Raw genomic sequence first — 18569 nt, forward strand, 5'->3', positions numbered from 1 at the left:
ATGGTTAAAGTTTATGCCCCGGCTTCCAGTGCCAATATGAGCGTTGGATTTGATGTGCTTGGGGCGGCGGTGACGCCCGTTGATGGCTCACTGCTGGGCGACGTGGTGTCGGTTGAGGCGGCGGACAGTTTCAGCCTGAATAATCTGGGCCGCTTTGCCGACAAGCTACCGCCAGAACCGCGAGAAAATATTGTTTACCAGTGCTGGGAGCGTTTTTGTCAGGAACTGGGTAAGCAAATTCCGGTGGCGATGACCCTGGAAAAGAATATGCCGATCGGCTCCGGATTAGGTTCCAGCGCCTGCTCGGTGGTGGCGGCACTGGTCGCGATGAATGAGTACTGCGGCAAGCCGCTCAATGACACGCGTCTGCTGGCAATAATGGGTGAGCTGGAAGGGCGTATCTCCGGCAGCATTCACTACGATAACGTCGCGCCATGTTTTCTCGGTGGTATGCAGTTGATGATTGAAGAAAACGGCATTATCAGCCAGCAGGTGCCAGGCTTTGATGAGTGGCTGTGGGTACTGGCCTATCCTGGCATTAAAGTCTCCACGGCAGAAGCGCGGGCGATCCTGCCTGCGCAGTATCGTCGCCAGGATTGCATTGCCCACGGGCGTCACCTGGCCGGGTTTATTCACGCCTGCTATTCCCGTCAGCCTGGGCTTGCGGCGAAACTGATGAAGGATGTGATTGCCGAACCGTATCGCGAACGTCTGTTGCCTGGTTTTGCTCAGGCGCGTCAGGCCGTCGCGGAAATTGGCGCGCTGGCCAGCGGTATTTCCGGTTCAGGGCCGACGTTGTTTGCGCTCTGCGATAAAACGGAGACCGCGCAGCGTGTGGCGGACTGGCTGGGTAGTCACTACCTGCAAAATCAGGAAGGCTTTGTTCATATTTGCCGGCTGGACACGGCGGGCGCACGAGTACTGGGATAATTGATGAAACTCTACAATCTTAAAGATCACAACGAACAGGTTAGTTTTGCACAGGCCGTCACGCAGGGGCTGGGCAAGAATCAGGGGCTGTTTTTCCCGCACGATCTGCCGGAATTCAACCTGACAGAAGTGGATGAGATGCTGAACCAGGACTTCGTCAGCCGTAGCACAAAGATCCTCTCGGCGTTCATCGGCGATGAAATCCCGCAGGAGATCCTCGAAGAACGTGTGCGCGCAGCCTTTGCTTTCCCGGCGCCGGTTGCTCAGGTGGAAGGGGATGTCAGCTGTCTGGAGCTGTTCCATGGCCCGACGCTGGCGTTTAAAGATTTCGGTGGTCGTTTTATGGCGCAGATGTTAACCCACATCAGCGGCGATAAACCGGTGACCATTCTGACGGCAACCTCTGGTGATACCGGCGCGGCCGTGGCGCATGCGTTTTATGGTCTGCCGAACGTGCGCGTGGTGATCCTCTATCCGAACGGTAAAATCAGTCCGTTGCAGGAAAAACTGTTCTGCACGCTGGGCGGTAACATTGAAACTGTTGCCATCGATGGTGATTTTGATGCCTGCCAGGCGCTGGTCAAACAGGCGTTTGATGATGAAGAACTGAAAGTGGCGCTGGGGTTGAACTCGGCGAACTCCATCAACATCAGCCGCCTGCTGGCACAGATTTGCTACTACTTTGAAGCCGTTGCCCAATTGCCGCAGGAGGCGCGGAATCAGCTGGTGGTTTCTGTTCCAAGCGGTAACTTTGGCGACCTGACGGCGGGCCTGCTGGCGAAATCTCTCGGCCTGCCGGTGAAGCGTTTTATCGCTGCCACCAACGTTAACGACACGGTGCCACGCTTCCTGCAGGACGGGCAGTGGGCGCCAAAAGCGACCCAGGCGACGTTGTCTAACGCGATGGATGTGAGTCAGCCGAACAACTGGCCGCGCGTTGAGGAGTTGTTCCGCCGTAAAATCTGGCGTCTGAATGAGCTGGGTTATGCGGCTGTAGATGATGAAACCACACAGGAAACGATGCGCGAACTGAAAGCGAAGGGCTACACTTCTGAGCCTCATGCCGCCGTGGCCTACCGCGCCCTGCGTGATCAGCTCAATCCGGGCGAGTACGGTCTGTTCCTCGGCACTGCGCACCCGGCGAAGTTTAAAGAGAGCGTGGAAGCGATCCTCAATGAAACGCTGGATCTGCCGAAAGAACTGGCAGAACGTGCGGATCTACCGCTGCTTTCGCAACATCTGCCGGCGGATTTTGCCGCCCTGCGTAAGCTGATGATGACGCGCTAAACCGTCTGCCCGGTGGCGCTATCGCTTACCGGGCCTGTCAGGCGGTGGAGATGAGAAAGCCGGATAAGGCGTAGCCGCTATCCGGCGAAATGCGCATTACTGCTCGTGACGCTTAAACACCAGTTCGCCGTTGCCAGACGCGGCGTCATCAAAGAAGTAACCCTCGCTGTTAAAGCCGGTGAGCTGTTCAGGCTCCGTCAGGCGGTTTTCAATGATGTAGCGGCTCATCAGGCCGCGCGCCTTTTTGGCGTAGAAACTGATGACTTTGAACTTACCGTTTTTCTCGTCGAGGAAGACAGGTTTAATCAGCTCGGCATTCAGTTTCTTCGGTTTCACGGCGCGGAAGTATTCATCCGATGCCAGGTTAATCACCACCTGGTCGCCCTGTGCGGCGAGCGCTTCATTAAGCTTATCCGTGATGATATCGCCCCAGAACTGATACAGATCCTTCCCTTTGGCGTTATCCAGACGGATACCCATTTCCAGACGATAAGGTTGCATCAGATCCAGCGGGCGCAGCACGCCATATAAACCTGAGAGCATACGCAAATGCTGCTGGGCAAAATCGAAATCGGCTTCACTGAAGTTTTCGGCCTGTAGTCCGGTATAGACATCGCCTTTGAAAGCCAGAATGGCCTGACGCGCGTTTTCTGGCGTGAAGTCCGGCTGCCAGTCATGAAAACGGGTGGCGTTTAGATCGGCGAGTTTGTCGCTGATGTTCATCAGCTTGCCGATTTGCGGGGCTGAAAGTTTACGCGCCACATGAATCAGTTGCTGCGAGTGATCCAGTAATTCAGGTAGCGTATGGCGCGTTGTTGCCAGCGGGCTCTGGTAGTCGAGTGTTTTTGCAGGTGAAATCAGAATCAGCATATCCAGTCCTTGCAGGAAATTTACTGCGACTGTAGCAAAAAACACGACTGAGTTGATCGATAGTTGCGATTAGTCTCGCGGTATGTCATCCCAGGCATCTGGTGCCAGTTGCTGTCCGATGTCCGGGTAACGCAGTGGATCAAAGACCGGGCGAACGCCGAGTTTACGCTGACGCAAGTAGTCGCTGGCCAGGGTACGCACCACCGGAGAGAGCAACAATATTGCCGTCAGGTTAGTGATCGCCATGCAGGCCATGATGATATCCGCCAGTTGCCACAGCAGCGGGAAGCTAAGCAAGGTGCCGACCACGACGGTTGAACAGGAGGTAATGCGTAAAGCCCAGATGAAGCGCTTATTGTCCAGCTTCAGAAAGTACAGATTGTTTTCCGCATAAATGTAGTTAACCACAATAGAGCTGAAGGCAAACAGAATCACAATGACTGCGACGAATGCCGCGCCCCACTCTCCGACCAGTGTATTCATCGCTTTCTGCACCAGTTGGATCCCTTCCATCGGCGCATAGGTGGCGTCGTTACCGGCCAGTAAAACCAACATTGCCGTTGCGCTACAGACGATCAGCGTATCGATAAAAATGCCGATCATCTGCACGATCCCCTGTGCCGCAGGGTGCGGCGGCCAGGATGCTGCTGCGGCAGCAGCGTTAGGCGTTGAGCCCATTCCGGCTTCATTGGAGAACATACTGCGTTGAAAACCGCTGGTGATCGCCTGACTCAGCGTATACCCCGCCACGCCGCCCGCCGCTTCTTGCCAGCCAAATGCGCTTTTGACGATAGAAATGATGATGTCCGGCAGTTGGTCGATGTTGATCAGACAAACCACCAGGCTGGTGACCACCCACATCAACGCCATCACAGGGACAAACCACTGCATCATCCGCGCCACGCCTTTGATCCCGCGGACGATAACCAACAGGGCGGCAATCGCCATGACAATACCGGTGGCAACCGGAGGGAAATCAAACGCGAATTTGAGAGCACGGGATACGGAGTTGGCCTGCACACTGTTGAACACCAGGCCGTAGGCGATCAGCAAAAAGATGGCGAATAACACGCCCATCCAGCGCATGCCTAAACCACGTGCCATATACCAGGCGGGGCCACCGCGAAACTGACCGTGGCGATCGCGTTCTTTGTAGAGTTGTGCGAGGGCACATTCAGCAAATGAGGTCGCCATCCCAATGATGGCGGCGATCCACATCCAGAACACCGCACCTGGTCCACCTGCGGTAATGGCCAGCGCCACACCCGCCAGGTTACCACTACCGATACGGGCGGCAAGGCCGGTGCAGAGTGACTGAAAAGAGGTTAATCCTCCCGGCTGCGGGTTAATGCTGTTTTTCAGACTTCTGCCAACCTGGCGGATATAGCGAAACTGGACGAAGCCTGTGCGCCAGGTAAACCAACACCCTGCTCCGAAGAGCAGGTAGATCATTACCGATCCCCAGAGCACATCATTAATGAACGTGAAAAAATCAGGCATTAACATCCCTCTTGTTGCTGCCGGTACGCTGTAACAACCCTGTGTAAGCGTTACCAATTGTCGAATAGTATATACGCTGCCGGACAATTGATAGCGGCCGAGTAGTATACATGAGGTTGTGTACCGGAATGGCGCGTCACATCAAGCCCGGACCAGAAATTGTCCGCAGATGCCCTCATGGGGATAAGCGCATTGTCTGCGGTTGCGCTGTCACAACGTCGTGTTATCATCAGGGCAGACCGGTTACATCCCCCTAACAAGCTGTTTAAAGAGAAACACTATCATGACGGACAAATTGACCTCCCTTCGTCAGTTCACCACCGTGGTGGCCGACACCGGAGACATCGCGGCAATGAAGCTGTATCAGCCGCAGGATGCCACAACCAACCCTTCTCTCATTCTTAACGCAGCGCAGATCCCGGAATACCGTAAGCTGATTGATGACGCCGTGACGTGGGCTAAGCAGCAGAGCAATGACCGCGCGCAGCAGATTGTTGACGCTACCGACAAACTGGCCGTAAACATCGGTCTGGAGATCCTGAAACTGGTCCCGGGTCGTATCTCCACGGAAGTGGATGCTCGCCTGTCTTATGACACCGATGCCTCTATCGCCAAAGCGAAACGCATCATCAAGCTGTATAACGACGCAGGCATCAGTAACGATCGCATTCTGATCAAACTGGCTTCAACCTGGCAGGGCATCCGCGCTGCTGAGCAGCTGGAAAAAGAAGGCATCAACTGTAACCTGACGCTGCTGTTCTCCTTTGCGCAGGCGCGAGCTTGTGCTGAAGCGGGCGTATTCCTGATCTCTCCGTTCGTGGGCCGTATTCTTGACTGGTATAAATCCAATACCGACAAGAAAGAGTATGCGCCGGCGGAAGATCCGGGCGTGGTTTCTGTAACGGAGATCTACGAATACTACAAACAGCACGGCTACGAGACCGTTGTGATGGGCGCAAGCTTCCGTAACATCGGTGAAATTCTTGAGCTGGCTGGCTGCGATCGCCTGACCATCGCACCGGCGCTGCTGAAAGAGCTGGCGGAAAGCGAAGGGGCTATCGAGCGTAAACTGTCCTTCTCTGGCGAAGTGAAAGCGCGTCCGGAACGCATCACCGAGTCTGAGTTCCTGTGGCAGCACAACCAGGATCCCATGGCGGTAGACAAGCTGGCGGACGGTATCCGTAAGTTTGCTGTTGACCAGGAAAAACTGGAAAAAATGATCGGCGACCTGCTGTAATCATTGATGCGTGACCGGTACGCCGGTCACGCTACCTCTTCTCAACCCTGTCTGTCCTTCCCTTCGCAGTGTATCATTCTGTTTAACGAGACTGTTTAAATGGAATAATCATGAACACCTTACGTATTGGCTTAGTTTCCATTTCTGACCGCGCCTCCAGCGGTGTCTATCAGGATAAAGGTATTCCGGCGCTGGAAGAGTGGCTATCGACGGCGCTGACCACCCCTTTTGAGGTGCAGACACGCTTGATTCCTGACGAGCAGGCCATCATCGAACAAACGCTGTGTGAGCTGGTGGACGAGATGAGTTGCCATCTGGTGCTGACCACTGGCGGCACCGGTCCTGCGCGTCGTGATGTGACGCCGGATGCGACCCTCGCAGTTGCCGATCGCCAGATGCCTGGTTTTGGCGAACAGATGCGGCAGATTAGCCTGCACTTTGTACCGACGGCGATCCTGTCGCGCCAGGTCGGGGTGATTCGCAAGCAGGCGTTAATCCTCAATTTACCGGGCCAGCCGAAATCCATTAAAGAGACTCTGGAAGGCGTGAAGGATGCCGAAGGGAATGTCGTTGTGGCGGGTATCTTCGCAAGTGTACCGTATTGTATACAGCTTCTCGAAGGGCCGTATGTGGAAACCGCGCCGGAAATCGTAGCATCTTTTCGCCCGAAAAGCGCAAGACGTGAAATAAACGCCTGAAATTAGTCTTTTCGTAAGATAAGCGGCGGTGAAAGTGGCGTGTTGATTTGTTTACGATATAGTAAGTTTTACTTTACATGTGTCGTTCATAACAATGCTCCACTGACTTATGGTTCGCTATGTCACAACATACACGCCCCCTGAATCGCCAGGATTACAAAACGCTGACGCTGGCCGCCCTTGGCGGCGCGCTTGAGTTTTATGATTTTATTATCTTTGTCTTTTTCGCTGCAGTGGTAGGGGAGTTGTTTTTCCCCGCTGATATTCCCGAATGGCTACGTCAGGTTCAAACCTTTGGCATCTTCGCTGCCGGATATCTGGCGCGTCCGTTAGGCGGCATCATCATGGCGCACTTTGGCGATCTGGTCGGGCGCAAAAAGATGTTCACCCTGAGCATTTTGTTGATGGCGGTTCCCACGCTGGCGATTGGTCTGCTGCCAACGTACGCCTCTATGGGAATTATTGCGCCGCTATTGTTGCTGCTGATGCGTATTTTGCAGGGGGCGGCGATTGGCGGTGAAGTTCCGGGTGCATGGGTGTTTGTGGCCGAGCACGTTCCCGAACGTCGTATCGGCATTGCCTGCGGAACGCTAACGGCGGGTCTGACGGTGGGGATCCTGCTGGGTTCCGTAGTAGCCACTCAGGTGAATACCCTTTTAACGCAACAGGCCGTGCATGACTATGGCTGGCGAATTCCGTTCTTGTTGGGTGGGATTTTTGGGCTGGTGGCGATGTATTTACGCCGTTGGTTACAGGAAACGCCGATCTTTCTGGAGATGCAGCAGCGTAAGACGCTGGCGCAGGAACTGCCGGTGAAGTCGGTCATCGTGAAACATCAGAAGGCAGTGGTGATCTCCATGCTTCTGACCTGGCTGCTCTCCGCAGGGATCGTGGTGGTGATTTTAATGTCGCCAGTCTGGCTGCAAAAGCAGTACGGACTAGCCCCAGCCCTGACGTTGCAGGCAAACAGCGTGGCGACCATTATGCTTTGCATGGGTTGCCTGTTGGCGGGCTTTATTGTCGACCGCGTTGGCGCCAGCAAAACCTTTATTGTTGGCAGCCTGTTATTGGCTTGTTCGAGCGGGTTGTTCTACCACCTGGCGGGCACACATCCGCAATATCTGTTCCTGCTTTATGGGCTGGTGGGTCTGTGTGTGGGAGTGGTGGGCGCAGTGCCATACGTGATGGTGCGCGCGTTTCCTGCGGAAGTCCGCTTTACCGGCATTTCATTTTCCTACAATGTTTCTTATGCCATTTTCGGTGGGCTGACGCCGATTGTCGTCACATTGCTGATGAGCGTCTCGCCGATGGCTCCAGGCTGGTATGTGCTGGCGTTGTCGCTGGTGGGATTGGGACTGGGAATTTGGTTGCGACAGGACATGTATTATCGCGATACGGAAATGCAGGCTGAGCTACAACAGCCGTAATAATGATCCCCCCTTAGCGGGGGGATACTGATGAATCAGTGTTTTTCACCAATCGGCAGAATGGTACGGCCAAACTGTTCGTTCAGCACTTCGCCCATCGCCAGGTAAATGGCGCTGGCGCCACACACTAAGCCAACCCAGCCGGCAAAGTGGATCACGGCTTCGTTACCCGCGATGTTACCCACAGCCAACAGAGCGAACAGAACCGTCAGGCTCAGGAACACGAACTGCAGCATGCGTGCGCCCGTCAGCGTACCGAAGAACATAAACAGTGTGAATACGCCCCACAGGCCCAGGTAGGCGCCAAGGAACTGGGCATTCGGCGCTTCTGTCAGACCCATTTTCGGCATCAGCAGGATCGCGACCAGCGTCAGCCAGAACGAGCCGTAAGAGGTGAAAGCGGTCAAACCGAAGGTATTCCCTTTTTTGTATTCCAGCAGGCCGGCAAAAATTTGCGCGATACCGCCGTAGAAAATTCCCATCGCGAGAATAATACCGTCAAGAGCGAAGAAACCCGCGTTATGCAGGTTAAGCAGAATGGTGGTCATGCCGAAGCCCATCAGGCCCAGCGGTGCCGGGTTAGCCAACTTAGTGTTGCCCATAAATCCTCAAGATCATCATTAATTGAATGGTGAAATAGTTATCCCCGCTAAAACATGACGCCGTTCGGGGCGCGGCATAATAATCAGGAGAGAAGGGGCTGTCTATGATCTCATCGGGGGAAAAGAGTGAATTTCTGCCGTGATCGCCATCACACATCATCCAGGCGATTTATTTCAACAAAAGCAAAAATTTTTTTCATTCCCCCCTTGATGAAGTGGGTTACGACCCCACTTAGTAGTCAACCGCAGTGGTGAGTCTGAAAAAAAACGAATCAGGGTAGTTGAAACCGCACGTTTCGCCCTTATTACAGACTCACAACCACATGTTGACCGAATTTTTAGTGGAGACGTTTAGATGGGTAAAATTATTGGTATCGACCTGGGTACTACCAACTCTTGTGTAGCGATTATGGACGGCACTACTGCACGTGTGCTGGAGAACGCCGAGGGCGATCGCACCACGCCTTCTATCATTGCTTATACCCAGGATGGTGAAACTCTGGTTGGTCAGCCGGCTAAACGTCAGGCAGTGACAAACCCGCAAAACACCCTGTTTGCGATTAAACGCCTGATTGGCCGCCGCTTCCAGGACGAAGAAGTTCAACGTGATGTTTCCATCATGCCGTACAAAATCATTGGCGCCGACAACGGCGACGCATGGCTGGATGTGAAAGGTCAGAAAATGGCACCGCCGCAGATCTCGGCTGAAGTGCTGAAGAAAATGAAGAAAACGGCTGAAGATTACCTGGGTGAACCGGTAACGGAAGCGGTTATCACTGTACCTGCTTACTTTAACGATGCTCAGCGTCAGGCAACCAAAGACGCCGGTCGTATCGCAGGTCTGGAAGTGAAACGTATCATCAACGAACCGACTGCCGCTGCGCTGGCATACGGTCTGGATAAAGAAGTCGGTAACCGTACTATCGCGGTTTACGACCTCGGTGGTGGTACTTTCGATATCTCTATTATCGAAATCGACGAAGTTGATGGCGAAAAAACCTTCGAAGTTCTGGCAACCAACGGTGATACCCACCTGGGTGGTGAAGACTTCGACAGCCGTATGATCAACTATCTGGTTGAAGAATTTAAGAAAGATCAGGGCATTGACCTGCGTAACGATCCGCTGGCTATGCAGCGCCTGAAAGAAGCGGCAGAAAAAGCGAAAATCGAGCTTTCTTCTGCGCAGCAGACCGACGTGAACCTGCCGTACATCACTGCAGATGCCACCGGTCCGAAACACATGAATATCAAAGTGACTCGCGCGAAACTGGAAAGCCTGGTCGAAGATCTGGTGAACCGTTCCATCGAGCCGCTGAAAGTCGCTCTGCAGGACGCTGGCCTGTCCGTATCTGATATCAACGACGTTATCCTCGTGGGTGGTCAGACGCGTATGCCAATGGTGCAGAAGAAAGTAGCTGAGTTCTTTGGTAAAGAACCGCGTAAAGACGTGAACCCGGACGAAGCCGTGGCGATCGGTGCTGCCGTTCAGGGTGGTGTATTGACCGGTGATGTGAAAGACGTACTGCTGCTGGACGTTACCCCGCTGTCTCTGGGTATCGAAACCATGGGTGGTGTGATGACGGCGCTGATCTCCAAAAACACCACTATCCCGACCAAGCACAGCCAGGTGTTCTCTACTGCGGAAGACAACCAGTCTGCGGTAACCATCCATGTGCTGCAGGGTGAACGTAAACGTGCGTCTGATAACAAATCTCTGGGTCAGTTCAACCTGGATGGAATCAACCCGGCACCGCGCGGCATGCCGCAGATCGAAGTGACCTTCGATATCGATGCTGACGGTATCCTGCACGTTTCCGCGAAAGACAAAAACAGCGGTAAAGAGCAGAAGATCACCATCAAGGCGTCTTCTGGTCTGAATGAAGAAGAAATTCAGAAAATGGTTCGCGAAGCGGAAGCGAACGCCGAGTCTGACCGTAAGTTCGAAGAGCTGGTTCAGACCCGCAACCAGGGTGACCATCTGTTGCACAGCACTCGCAAGCAGGTTGAGGAAGCCGGCGAACAACTGCCAGCTGACGACAAAACCGCTATCGAGTCTGCACTGAGCGCACTGGAAACGGCGCTGAAAGGTGAAGACAAAGCGGCTATCGAAGCGAAGATGCAGGAGCTGGCGCAGGTTTCCCAGAAACTGATGGAAATCGCTCAGCAGCAGCACGCGCAGCAGCAGGCAGGTTCCGCTGACGCTTCCACAAACAACGCGAAAGATGATGATGTTGTCGACGCTGAGTTTGAAGAAGTGAAAGACAAAAAATAATCGCCCTTTGAACGGGTAATTACTGGCACGGGCGAAGAGGTTTCCTCTCCGCCCGTGCATGCATGTTAAGGGCAGATAAAAAGAGATGGCTAAGCAAGACTATTACGAGATTTTAGGCGTTTCCAAATCAGCGGAAGAGCGTGAAATCAAAAAGGCCTACAAGCGCCTGGCCATGAAATTTCACCCAGACCGTAATCAGGGTGATAAAGAGGCCGAAGCCAAGTTTAAAGAGATCAAAGAAGCGTATGAAGTCCTGACCGACTCGCAAAAACGCGCCGCTTACGACCAGTACGGACATGCTGCGTTTGAGCAAGGCGGTATGGGTGGCGGCGGCGGTTTTGGCGGCGGCGCTGACTTCAGCGATATCTTTGGTGACGTTTTTGGCGATATCTTTGGCGGTGGTCGGGGTCGTCAACGTGCTGCGCGTGGGGCCGATTTACGTTACAACATGGATCTCACCCTGGAAGAAGCCGTACGTGGCGTGACCAAAGAGATCCGCATTCCGACGCTGGAAGAGTGTGATGTTTGCCACGGCAGTGGCGCGAAAGCGGGGACTCAGCCGCAGACCTGTCCGACCTGTCATGGTTCCGGTCAGGTGCAGATGCGCCAGGGGTTCTTCGCGGTTCAGCAAACCTGTCCGCACTGTCAGGGACGCGGTACGCTGATCAAAGATCCGTGCAACAAGTGCCACGGCCATGGTCGCGTCGAGAAGAGCAAAACGCTGTCGGTTAAAATCCCGGCTGGCGTGGATACCGGCGACCGCATTCGTCTTTCAGGCGAAGGTGAAGCTGGCGAGCACGGCGCACCGGCAGGGGACCTGTACGTTCAGGTTCAGGTGAAACAGCACCCGATCTTCGAACGTGAAGGTAACAACCTGTACTGTGAAGTGCCGATTAACTTTGCGATGGCTGCACTTGGCGGTGAGATTGAAGTTCCGACGCTGGATGGCCGCGTGAAGTTGAAAGTGCCCAGCGAAACGCAGACCGGAAAACTGTTCCGCATGCGTGGCAAAGGCGTGAAGTCAGTCCGTGGTGGCGCGCAGGGCGATTTGTTGTGCCGCGTCGTGGTCGAAACACCGGTCGGTCTGAACGAGAAGCAGAAACAACTGCTGAAAGACCTGCAGGAAAGCTTTGGCGGCCCAACCGGCGAAAATAACAGCCCGCGCTCCAAGAGTTTCTTTGACGGTGTGAAAAAGTTCTTTGACGATTTGACCCGCTAATCACTGGCTAACGACGTTCTCATTGAGTAAAAACCGGTATTCCCTGTGAGGGGATACCGGTTTTTTATTATCTGGACCCCACTGTTTGTTTATAAAAATGAATGTGATTTTTATAACAAGCTGAATAAACAGGTATACGGCACCAGAATAAAATAATAAATGAGTCTTTATTAAAAGTGATGGACTTAGCATCTCTAAAACAACATTTTTTGACACCTTGTTTTTGGCAGGCTTTAACTCTTCTGATGTGAGATTTACATCACTCTTCTTCGATTCTGTTCAGTTAGTATTTGTCGCCGTGGTAAAGGGGTTTTACTGCGGAATAAAATATAGCTATGAGGAATAGATTAAATGCCTCGGATAAAAAACGTATTATTAACCAGTCTGGTGCTGGCTGCGCCTTCTCTTTTTAGCCACTCCGCACAGGCGCTGGAATATAAAAATGCGTTCGGTTCAATTAATGCGGGTTATGCTGACTGGAATAGCGGGTTTGTCAATGTTCATCGTGGCGAAGTCTGGAAAGCGACAGCAGATTTCGGTATCAATTTTAAAGAGGCTGAGTTTTATTCATTTTATGAAAGCAATGTCTTAAATCACTCTGTTGCCGGGCGTAACCATACGGTATCAGCCATGACCCATGTCCGCCTGTTTGATTCCAACTATACCTTCTTCGGCAAACTTTATGGTCAGTGGGAAAACACCTGGGGCGATGACCTTGATATGTTTTATGGCCTGGGCTATCTCGGCTGGACAGGTAATTGGGGGTTCTTTAAACCGTATATTGGATTACATAATCAATCTGGCGATTATGTTTCGCAGAAATACGGGCAAACCAGTGGCTGGAACGGTTATGTGCTGGGATGGACTGCGGCCTATAATTTTACGCTTCTTGAGGAGAAATTCGTTCTCTCAAACTGGAATGAAATTGAATTCGATCGCAATAACGCTTACGCGGAACAGCAATATGGTAACTATGGCATTAATGGCGGTCTGACGCTGGCATGGAAATTCTATCCCTGCTGGAAGGCGACGGTCACCTGGCGTTATTTCGAAAATAAATTAGGTTACGACGGTTTCGGTGACCAGATGATTTATATGGTCGGATATGAATTTTAATAAAAGGCAAAGGAGTTGAAATGAAAAGAACAATCGTTGCCAGTATGATTGGTCTGGCGTTATGTGCCGGAAGCACATTGCAAACCGTGCAGGCGGCGTTGGATAAACGGCCTAATCTGGTCATTATTATGGCTGATGATCTGGGCTATGGTGATTTGGCCACTTATGGACATCAAATCGTAAAAACTCCTAATATCGACAAACTGGCGCAGGACGGGGTGAAATTCACCGACTACTATGCGCCCGCTCCGTTGTGTTCTCCTTCTCGGGCCGGGTTATTAACCGGACGAATGCCATTTCGCACCGGGATCCGCTCCTGGATCCCGGAAGGAAAAAATGTCGCACTGGGCCGTAACGAACTGACGATTGCCAACCTGTTAAAGCAGCAGGGTTATGACACGGCGATGATGGGGAAATTACACCTCAATGCGGGAGGTGAGCGTACCGATCAGCCGCAGGCAAAAGATATGGGCTTTGACTACAGTCTGGTGAATGCGGTGGGGTTCGTGACAGATTCCACGTTAGATAATGCAAAAGAACGACCGCGTAACGGCATGGTGTATCCGACCGGATTTTTGCGTAATGGCAAACCCATTGGTCGAGCGGAAACTTACAGCGGTGAACTGGTCAGTTCAGAAGCGGTTAACTGGCTGGATAACAAAAAAGATGATAATCCGTTTTTCTTGTATGTCGCCTTTACGGAGGTACACAGCCCGTTGGCTTCTCCGAAAAAATACCTCGATATGTATTCGCAGTATATGAGCGCTTATCAGAAACAGCATCCGGAGGAGTTCTACGGTGACTGGGCGGATAAACCCTGGCGCGGCACGGGAGAATATTACGCGAACATCAGTTACCTGGATGCCCAGGTCGGTAAAGTGCTGGATAAGATAAAAGCAATGGGTGAAGAAGAGAACACCATTGTGATTTTTACCAGCGATAACGGCCCGGTGACGCGTGAGGCGCGTAAAATATATGAACTGAATCTCGCGGGTGAGACGGATGGGTTACGTGGCCGTAAAGATAACCTGTGGGAAGGTGGGATTCGTGTTCCGGCAATCATTAAGTATGGCAATCATCTTCCACAGGGAATGGTCACGGATACACCGGCTTACGGTCTTGACTGGCTGCCGACGCTGGCAAGCATGATGAATTTTAAACTGCCAACCGATCGTACTTATGACGGGCAATCCCTGGCTCCCGTACTGGCGCATAAAACCTTAAAACGCGAAAAACCGATGATCTTTGGTATTGATATGCCTTTACAGGATGATCCGACCGATGAATGGGCGATTCGGGATGGCGACTGGAAAATGATCATCGATCGTGAAAATAAACCCAAGTATCTTTATAACCTGAAAAAGTATCGTTCCGAGACGCTTAATCAGTTGGGTAAACAGCCTGAAATCGAAAAAAGAATGTATGGCGAATTCCTGAAATATAAACAGAACATTGATAACGATTCTTTAATGAAGGCTCGCGGTGATAAACCGACACCGGTTACCTGGAGTTAATGGACGAATAATAAGAACAGTAAGTATGCCACTTAGGGCGCTGCCCGCCTGATTCAGTACATCGTGCTGAATCAGGTCATTTTATTAATGGGTCTGGTGATGCAAAGAAAAAGCTGTCAGGTCATGGTGAAACCAACAGGATCGGTCTGCAATCTGGACTGTAAATACTGTTTTTATCTGGAGAAAGAGAAGCTCTATCCCGATAGAAAAAGTCATTACAGAATGTCAGATGAGATACTTGAATTATTCGTCAAACAGCATATCGCCGCACAGGATGTGGATGACGTTATTTTTGCGTGGCAGGGAGGAGAGCCTACGCTGATGGGGATTGCGTTTTATCGACGGGCCGTTGAACTCCAGCAGCGTTATGCGGCCGGAAAAACAATCATTAATACCTTTCAGACGAACGGCATTTTGATCGACGATGCATGGGCGCGTTTTTTCAGGCAACAGGATTTTCTGGTCGGCATCTCTATTGATGGTGATGCTGCATTGCATGATGAATGGCGGGTGACGCGTGCCGGCAAATCGACGCATGCTAACGTTGTCCGGGCGCTTCAATGTCTGGTGCGCCATGATGTTGAATTTAATACGCTCACGGTGGTGAACGGCACGAATATGCACCATCCACTCCTGGTCTATCAGTTTCTGAAAAGTATCGGGAGTCGCTATATGCAGTTTATTCCACTGGTCGAACGAAGGTCTGCCAGTAATAATTCGATGCTGGCGACGCCTGCGGATAAGCAAGCCGCAGTGATGCCATGGTTTGTTGAATCCCTGGCATTTGGCCAGTTTCTTAATGCCATTTTTGATGTCTGGCTCCGTCAGGATATTGGCGATATCGGTATACAGTTATTTGAGCAGACGCTGGCGGCCTGGTGTGGGTTGCCGCCGCAGGTATGCGTATTTTCTCCAACGTGTGGCAGTGCTTTTGCAATGGAAATGAACGGTGATGTCTATAACTGCGATCACTTTGTTTATCCGCAGTACGCGTTGGGAAATATTAAGAACACGACACTGCGTGCGATGAATAACAGTGAGCAAAATATGCGGTTTGGCGATGAGAAGCGTCGAACCATGGCGCAGGAGTGCCATTCCTGTCCGTGGCAGTTTGCCTGTCACGGCGGCTGTCCTAAGCACCGCTTTTTGCCGACCGACTTCGGCTCTTTTGCACAAAACTACCTGTGCGCGGGCTACCAGGCCTTTTTTGCCCACACCGCACCCGCAATGAAATCAATGAAAGCGCTCTATGAAAAAGGTATTTCACCTTCAGAGATAAAATCGTTATTCGCTTGAAGGCGATATTCGCAGGGAGTGAATATGTTTTCACGTATTAATGTCGATGCATGCAAAACGTCAGGCTGTAAAAACCTCGGCGTGTTGAATAGCCCTGACTATTCGGTGCAGGGGAAATATGTCCTGTGTCGTGCGTGTGGATTTTTGTTCCCTCTGATTTCTGAACGTTCACTGAACCTTTTTCGCCAATCGGCTAATCAGCTATGGTCAGGTCTGATTAAAGTTTGCCCGGGCTGTGGAGGGGCCACATTAAAGAAATATGGCTTTTCCACACAGGGAGCGCCGCGGCTCTATTGTCTCCAGTGCCATAAAACTTTTATTTCTCCCGTTGGGGATAAAACCGATCCTCGCCAGGAAGCGCTCGCCAGGCTTATTCAAGAAGGACACTCGCTGGCAGATATTCGTACCTCGTTAACGCTCGATAGCACGGGCCTGAACCGGCTATTACAAAAATTATCCCGCCAGTCGAATCAGGTGGAACGTGCGTATATTTTCCAAAAATTGGATTTAATCATGAGTACCCGTGCTTTTCGGGTAAAGTTTAACGGCGGCGACGGCTGTTTGTATGTTCTGGTCACGGCAGAGGAGAACAGTGGCAGGGTGATTGCCGTCACCACGAATTATTCAACGCTGCCTGTAGAAGACGAATACCGGTACACATCTTATTATGAAGAGCGCCTCGCACCCGGCACATTAACGCATCTCGTCCAGCGTAAAGAGCTGATCATCATGCGCCGCAATATCTTATTCGATGTGGACTATGGCCCCGCGTCGCTGCATAAAAACGATCCAGGGATGTTGGTCAAACCGGTTCTGCCTGCTTACCGACATTTTGAGTTAGTGAAAGCGTTGACGGATGAACGTTCCCTCAACGTTCAACATTACATAGAACAGGAATGTTTTATCTTTGGTGGATGCCTGATGGCGAATTTGCAGCATGTTCAGCAAGGCCGTTGCCATATTTCCTTTGTGAGAGAAAGAGGGTGTTCAGCGCGGCAAAACGACATTCCGTACCGAATGTTTCAGAGTGGCGGTATTCGTAACAATGTCTGGCGCACCTTTTCTACCCGGGATTATGCACTGGCGATATGTAATCTCACCGGTACTAAAAAAACGAGCATGTTGCGCTATGCCACGCTTGCTGGCGCAACGGCGTTCATTCAATACATCAATAATCATCCGTTTCTACCGCAGCTTAATCGTATGTCCCCAGCCAATGTCACCGCCACGCTGGACTACCTCCGCTACACCTTCAATCGTCTGTGCAACGAACAGTACGATCGCTGATTCCGTCATACTTCATGACACAATTCACTCGAAAAAACCGATCGTTTAACCATATATAATCTAATTTTAACGATGAGTTGTGAGGAGTATGATAGTAATTACGAAGTATTCACCTTATAGAGAGAATAAAAAGTGAAACATCTGCATCGTTTCTTCAGCAGTGATGCCTCTGGGGGCATCATTCTTATCATCGCCGCCGCACTGGCCATGCTGATGGCCAACATGGGTGTAACCAGTGGATGGTACCACGCCTTTCTCGAGACGCCTGTCCAACTGCGCGTTGGTGCGCTTGAGATCAATAAAAACATGCTGTTATGGATCAATGACGCCCTGATGGCAGTGTTTTTCCTGTTGATTGGCCTTGAGGTTAAGCGTGAGCTGATGCAGGGCTCACTGGCGAGTCTGCGTCAGGCGGCTTTCCCGGTGATTGCTGCCATCGGCGGAATGATTGTCCCGGCGCTGCTGTACCTGGCCTTCAACTATGCCGATCCGATCACTCGCGAAGGCTGGGCGATCCCGGCCGCCACGGATATTGCGTTTGCACTGGGCGTTCTGGCGCTGCTCGGCAGTCGGGTGCCGTTGGCGTTGAAAATTTTCCTGATGGCGCTGGCGATAATCGACGATCTCGGCGCGATAGTCATTATTGCTCTGTTTTATACCAACGATCTGTCGATGGTTTCGCTGGGCGTTGCGGCGTTCGCCATAGCATTGCTGGCGATTCTGAATCTGTGCGGCGTCCGGCGCACGGGGGTGTACATCCTCATTGGCGCAATACTGTGGACCGCGGTGCTGAAATCCGGCGTCCATGCGACGCTGGCAGGGGTGATCGTCGGCTTTTTCATTCCATTGAAAGAGAAACACGGGCGTTCCCCGGCAAAGCGTCTGGAACATGTTCTGCATCCGTGGGTGGCGTATCTGATCCTGCCGCTGTTTGCTTTTGCCAATGCGGGCGTTTCATTGCAGGGCGTGACGATGGACGGACTGACGTCCATTCTGCCGCTCGGCATTATTGCGGGCCTGCTGGTAGGTAAGCCGCTGGGGATCAGCCTGTTCTGTTGGTTGGCGCTGCGTCTGAAGCTGGCGCAACTGCCGGAAGGAACCTCATTCCCGCAAATCATGGCGGTCGGCATCCTGTGCGGCATTGGTTTTACGATGTCGATCTTTATCGCCAGCCTGGCCTTTGGCAGCGTGGATCCGGAGCTGATTAACTGGGCGAAGCTGGGGATCCTGATTGGCTCCTTGCTGTCAGCGGTGATTGGCTACAGCTTGCTGCGCGCACGTTTACGCCCGTCAGTCTGATTGGGTGAGTTAGCA

General features: G+C 52.1%; 15 protein-coding genes. 12 read left to right on the forward strand and 3 right to left on the reverse strand.

Annotated elements, in window-relative coordinates:
- Nucleotides 1-930 carry a homoserine kinase gene (gene thrB / locus KI228_RS04195; RefSeq protein WP_042998018.1) on the forward strand — a complete coding sequence of 310 codons (930 nt, stop codon included), beginning with the start codon at nt 1-3 and terminating at the stop codon, nt 928-930.
- 3 nt (nt 931-933) lie between these two features.
- On the forward strand, nt 934-2217 hold the full coding sequence (gene thrC, locus KI228_RS04200; protein WP_044267356.1) for a threonine synthase: 1284 nt from the start codon (nt 934-936) through the stop codon (nt 2215-2217).
- A gap of 96 nt (nt 2218-2313) precedes the next feature.
- Here thrC and yaaA read toward each other — a convergent pair whose 3' ends face one another.
- Together yaaA and KI228_RS04210 are read right to left on the reverse strand one after the other, a co-directional pair.
- Nucleotides 2314-3087, reverse strand: coding sequence for a peroxide stress protein YaaA (gene yaaA, locus KI228_RS04205; protein ID WP_044267357.1), 774 nt, complete (start codon nt 3085-3087; stop codon nt 2314-2316).
- A 69-nt stretch (nt 3088-3156) separates the two neighbouring features.
- Nucleotides 3157-4587, reverse strand: coding sequence for an alanine/glycine:cation symporter family protein (locus KI228_RS04210; protein ID WP_042998015.1), 1431 nt, complete (start codon nt 4585-4587; stop codon nt 3157-3159).
- A gap of 283 nt (nt 4588-4870) precedes the next feature.
- Between KI228_RS04210 and tal the strand changes: the two genes are divergently transcribed.
- The 3 genes from tal (at nt 4871) to KI228_RS04225 (ending at nt 7949) form a co-directional block, all read left to right on the forward strand.
- Nucleotides 4871-5824: a transaldolase gene (gene tal, locus KI228_RS04215; protein ID WP_042998014.1), complete on the forward strand. Its 954-nt coding sequence runs from the start codon at nt 4871-4873 to the stop codon at nt 5822-5824.
- Nucleotides 5825-5934: 110 nt separating this feature from the next.
- Nucleotides 5935-6522 carry a molybdopterin adenylyltransferase gene (gene mog, locus KI228_RS04220; protein WP_042998013.1) on the forward strand — a complete coding sequence of 196 codons (588 nt, stop codon included), beginning with the start codon at nt 5935-5937 and terminating at the stop codon, nt 6520-6522.
- Between the two features lie 119 nt (nt 6523-6641).
- Nucleotides 6642-7949 (forward strand): MFS transporter, encoded by a 1308-nt coding sequence (locus KI228_RS04225; protein ID WP_061070552.1) that lies wholly within the window; start codon nt 6642-6644, stop codon nt 7947-7949.
- A gap of 35 nt (nt 7950-7984) precedes the next feature.
- On the opposite strand, the gene satP is transcribed toward KI228_RS04225, so the two are convergent.
- Nucleotides 7985-8551 carry an acetate uptake transporter gene (gene satP / locus KI228_RS04230; RefSeq protein WP_042998011.1) on the reverse strand — a complete coding sequence of 189 codons (567 nt, stop codon included), beginning with the start codon at nt 8549-8551 and terminating at the stop codon, nt 7985-7987.
- A 355-nt stretch (nt 8552-8906) separates the two neighbouring features.
- Here satP and dnaK point away from each other — a divergent pair, with 355 nt between their 5' ends.
- The 7 genes from dnaK to nhaA all read left to right on the forward strand — a co-directional run bounded on the left by dnaK (nt 8907) and on the right by nhaA (nt 18554).
- The gene (gene dnaK / locus KI228_RS04235; RefSeq protein WP_042998010.1) at nt 8907-10823 is read left to right on the forward strand and encodes a molecular chaperone DnaK; all 1917 of its coding nucleotides are present in this window, start codon (nt 8907-8909) and stop codon (nt 10821-10823) included.
- Nucleotides 10824-10908: 85 nt separating this feature from the next.
- Nucleotides 10909-12042, forward strand: a complete 1134-nt coding sequence (dnaJ, locus tag KI228_RS04240) for a molecular chaperone DnaJ (protein WP_042998009.1) — start codon at nt 10909-10911, stop codon at nt 12040-12042.
- A 351-nt stretch (nt 12043-12393) separates the two neighbouring features.
- Complete coding sequence (locus KI228_RS04245; RefSeq protein ID WP_099433612.1) at nt 12394-13158, forward strand: outer membrane protein OmpK; 765 nt, start codon at nt 12394-12396, stop codon at nt 13156-13158.
- Between the two features lie 20 nt (nt 13159-13178).
- Nucleotides 13179-14672, forward strand: a complete 1494-nt coding sequence (locus KI228_RS04250) for a sulfatase family protein (protein ID WP_061070550.1) — start codon at nt 13179-13181, stop codon at nt 14670-14672.
- A 96-nt stretch (nt 14673-14768) separates the two neighbouring features.
- Nucleotides 14769-15968 (forward strand): anaerobic sulfatase maturase, encoded by a 1200-nt coding sequence (locus KI228_RS04255; RefSeq protein ID WP_081097280.1) that lies wholly within the window; start codon nt 14769-14771, stop codon nt 15966-15968.
- Nucleotides 15969-15992: 24 nt separating this feature from the next.
- Nucleotides 15993-17255 (forward strand): transposase-like zinc-binding domain-containing protein, encoded by a 1263-nt coding sequence (locus KI228_RS04260; protein ID WP_061070549.1) that lies wholly within the window; start codon nt 15993-15995, stop codon nt 17253-17255.
- A 132-nt stretch (nt 17256-17387) separates the two neighbouring features.
- Nucleotides 17388-18554: a Na+/H+ antiporter NhaA gene (gene nhaA, locus KI228_RS04265; RefSeq protein WP_042998005.1), complete on the forward strand. Its 1167-nt coding sequence runs from the start codon at nt 17388-17390 to the stop codon at nt 18552-18554.
- Nucleotides 18555-18569: the final 15 nt, after the last annotated feature.

Source organism: Citrobacter amalonaticus (assembly GCF_018323885.1).
Lineage (GTDB): Bacteria > Pseudomonadota > Gammaproteobacteria > Enterobacterales > Enterobacteriaceae > Citrobacter_A > Citrobacter_A amalonaticus.

Coding starts and splice junctions, on each gene's coding strand:
- KI228_RS04250 (WP_061070550.1), top strand. CDS start 13,179: ATGAAAAGAACAATCGTTGCCAGTATGATTGGTCTGGCGTTATGTGCC.
- KI228_RS04260 (WP_061070549.1), top strand. CDS start 15,993: ATGTTTTCACGTATTAATGTCGATGCATGCAAAACGTCAGGCTGTAAA.
- thrB (WP_042998018.1), top strand. CDS start 1: ATGGTTAAAGTTTATGCCCCGGCTTCCAGTGCCAATATGAGCGTTGGA.
- satP (WP_042998011.1), bottom strand. CDS start 8,551: ATGGGCAACACTAAGTTGGCTAACCCGGCACCGCTGGGCCTGATGGGC.
- dnaJ (WP_042998009.1), top strand. CDS start 10,909: ATGGCTAAGCAAGACTATTACGAGATTTTAGGCGTTTCCAAATCAGCG.
- yaaA (WP_044267357.1), bottom strand. CDS start 3,087: ATGCTGATTCTGATTTCACCTGCAAAAACACTCGACTACCAGAGCCCG.
- tal (WP_042998014.1), top strand. CDS start 4,871: ATGACGGACAAATTGACCTCCCTTCGTCAGTTCACCACCGTGGTGGCC.
- dnaK (WP_042998010.1), top strand. CDS start 8,907: ATGGGTAAAATTATTGGTATCGACCTGGGTACTACCAACTCTTGTGTA.
- KI228_RS04210 (WP_042998015.1), bottom strand. CDS start 4,587: ATGCCTGATTTTTTCACGTTCATTAATGATGTGCTCTGGGGATCGGTA.
- thrC (WP_044267356.1), top strand. CDS start 934: ATGAAACTCTACAATCTTAAAGATCACAACGAACAGGTTAGTTTTGCA.
- KI228_RS04245 (WP_099433612.1), top strand. CDS start 12,394: ATGCCTCGGATAAAAAACGTATTATTAACCAGTCTGGTGCTGGCTGCG.
- mog (WP_042998013.1), top strand. CDS start 5,935: ATGAACACCTTACGTATTGGCTTAGTTTCCATTTCTGACCGCGCCTCC.
- KI228_RS04225 (WP_061070552.1), top strand. CDS start 6,642: ATGTCACAACATACACGCCCCCTGAATCGCCAGGATTACAAAACGCTG.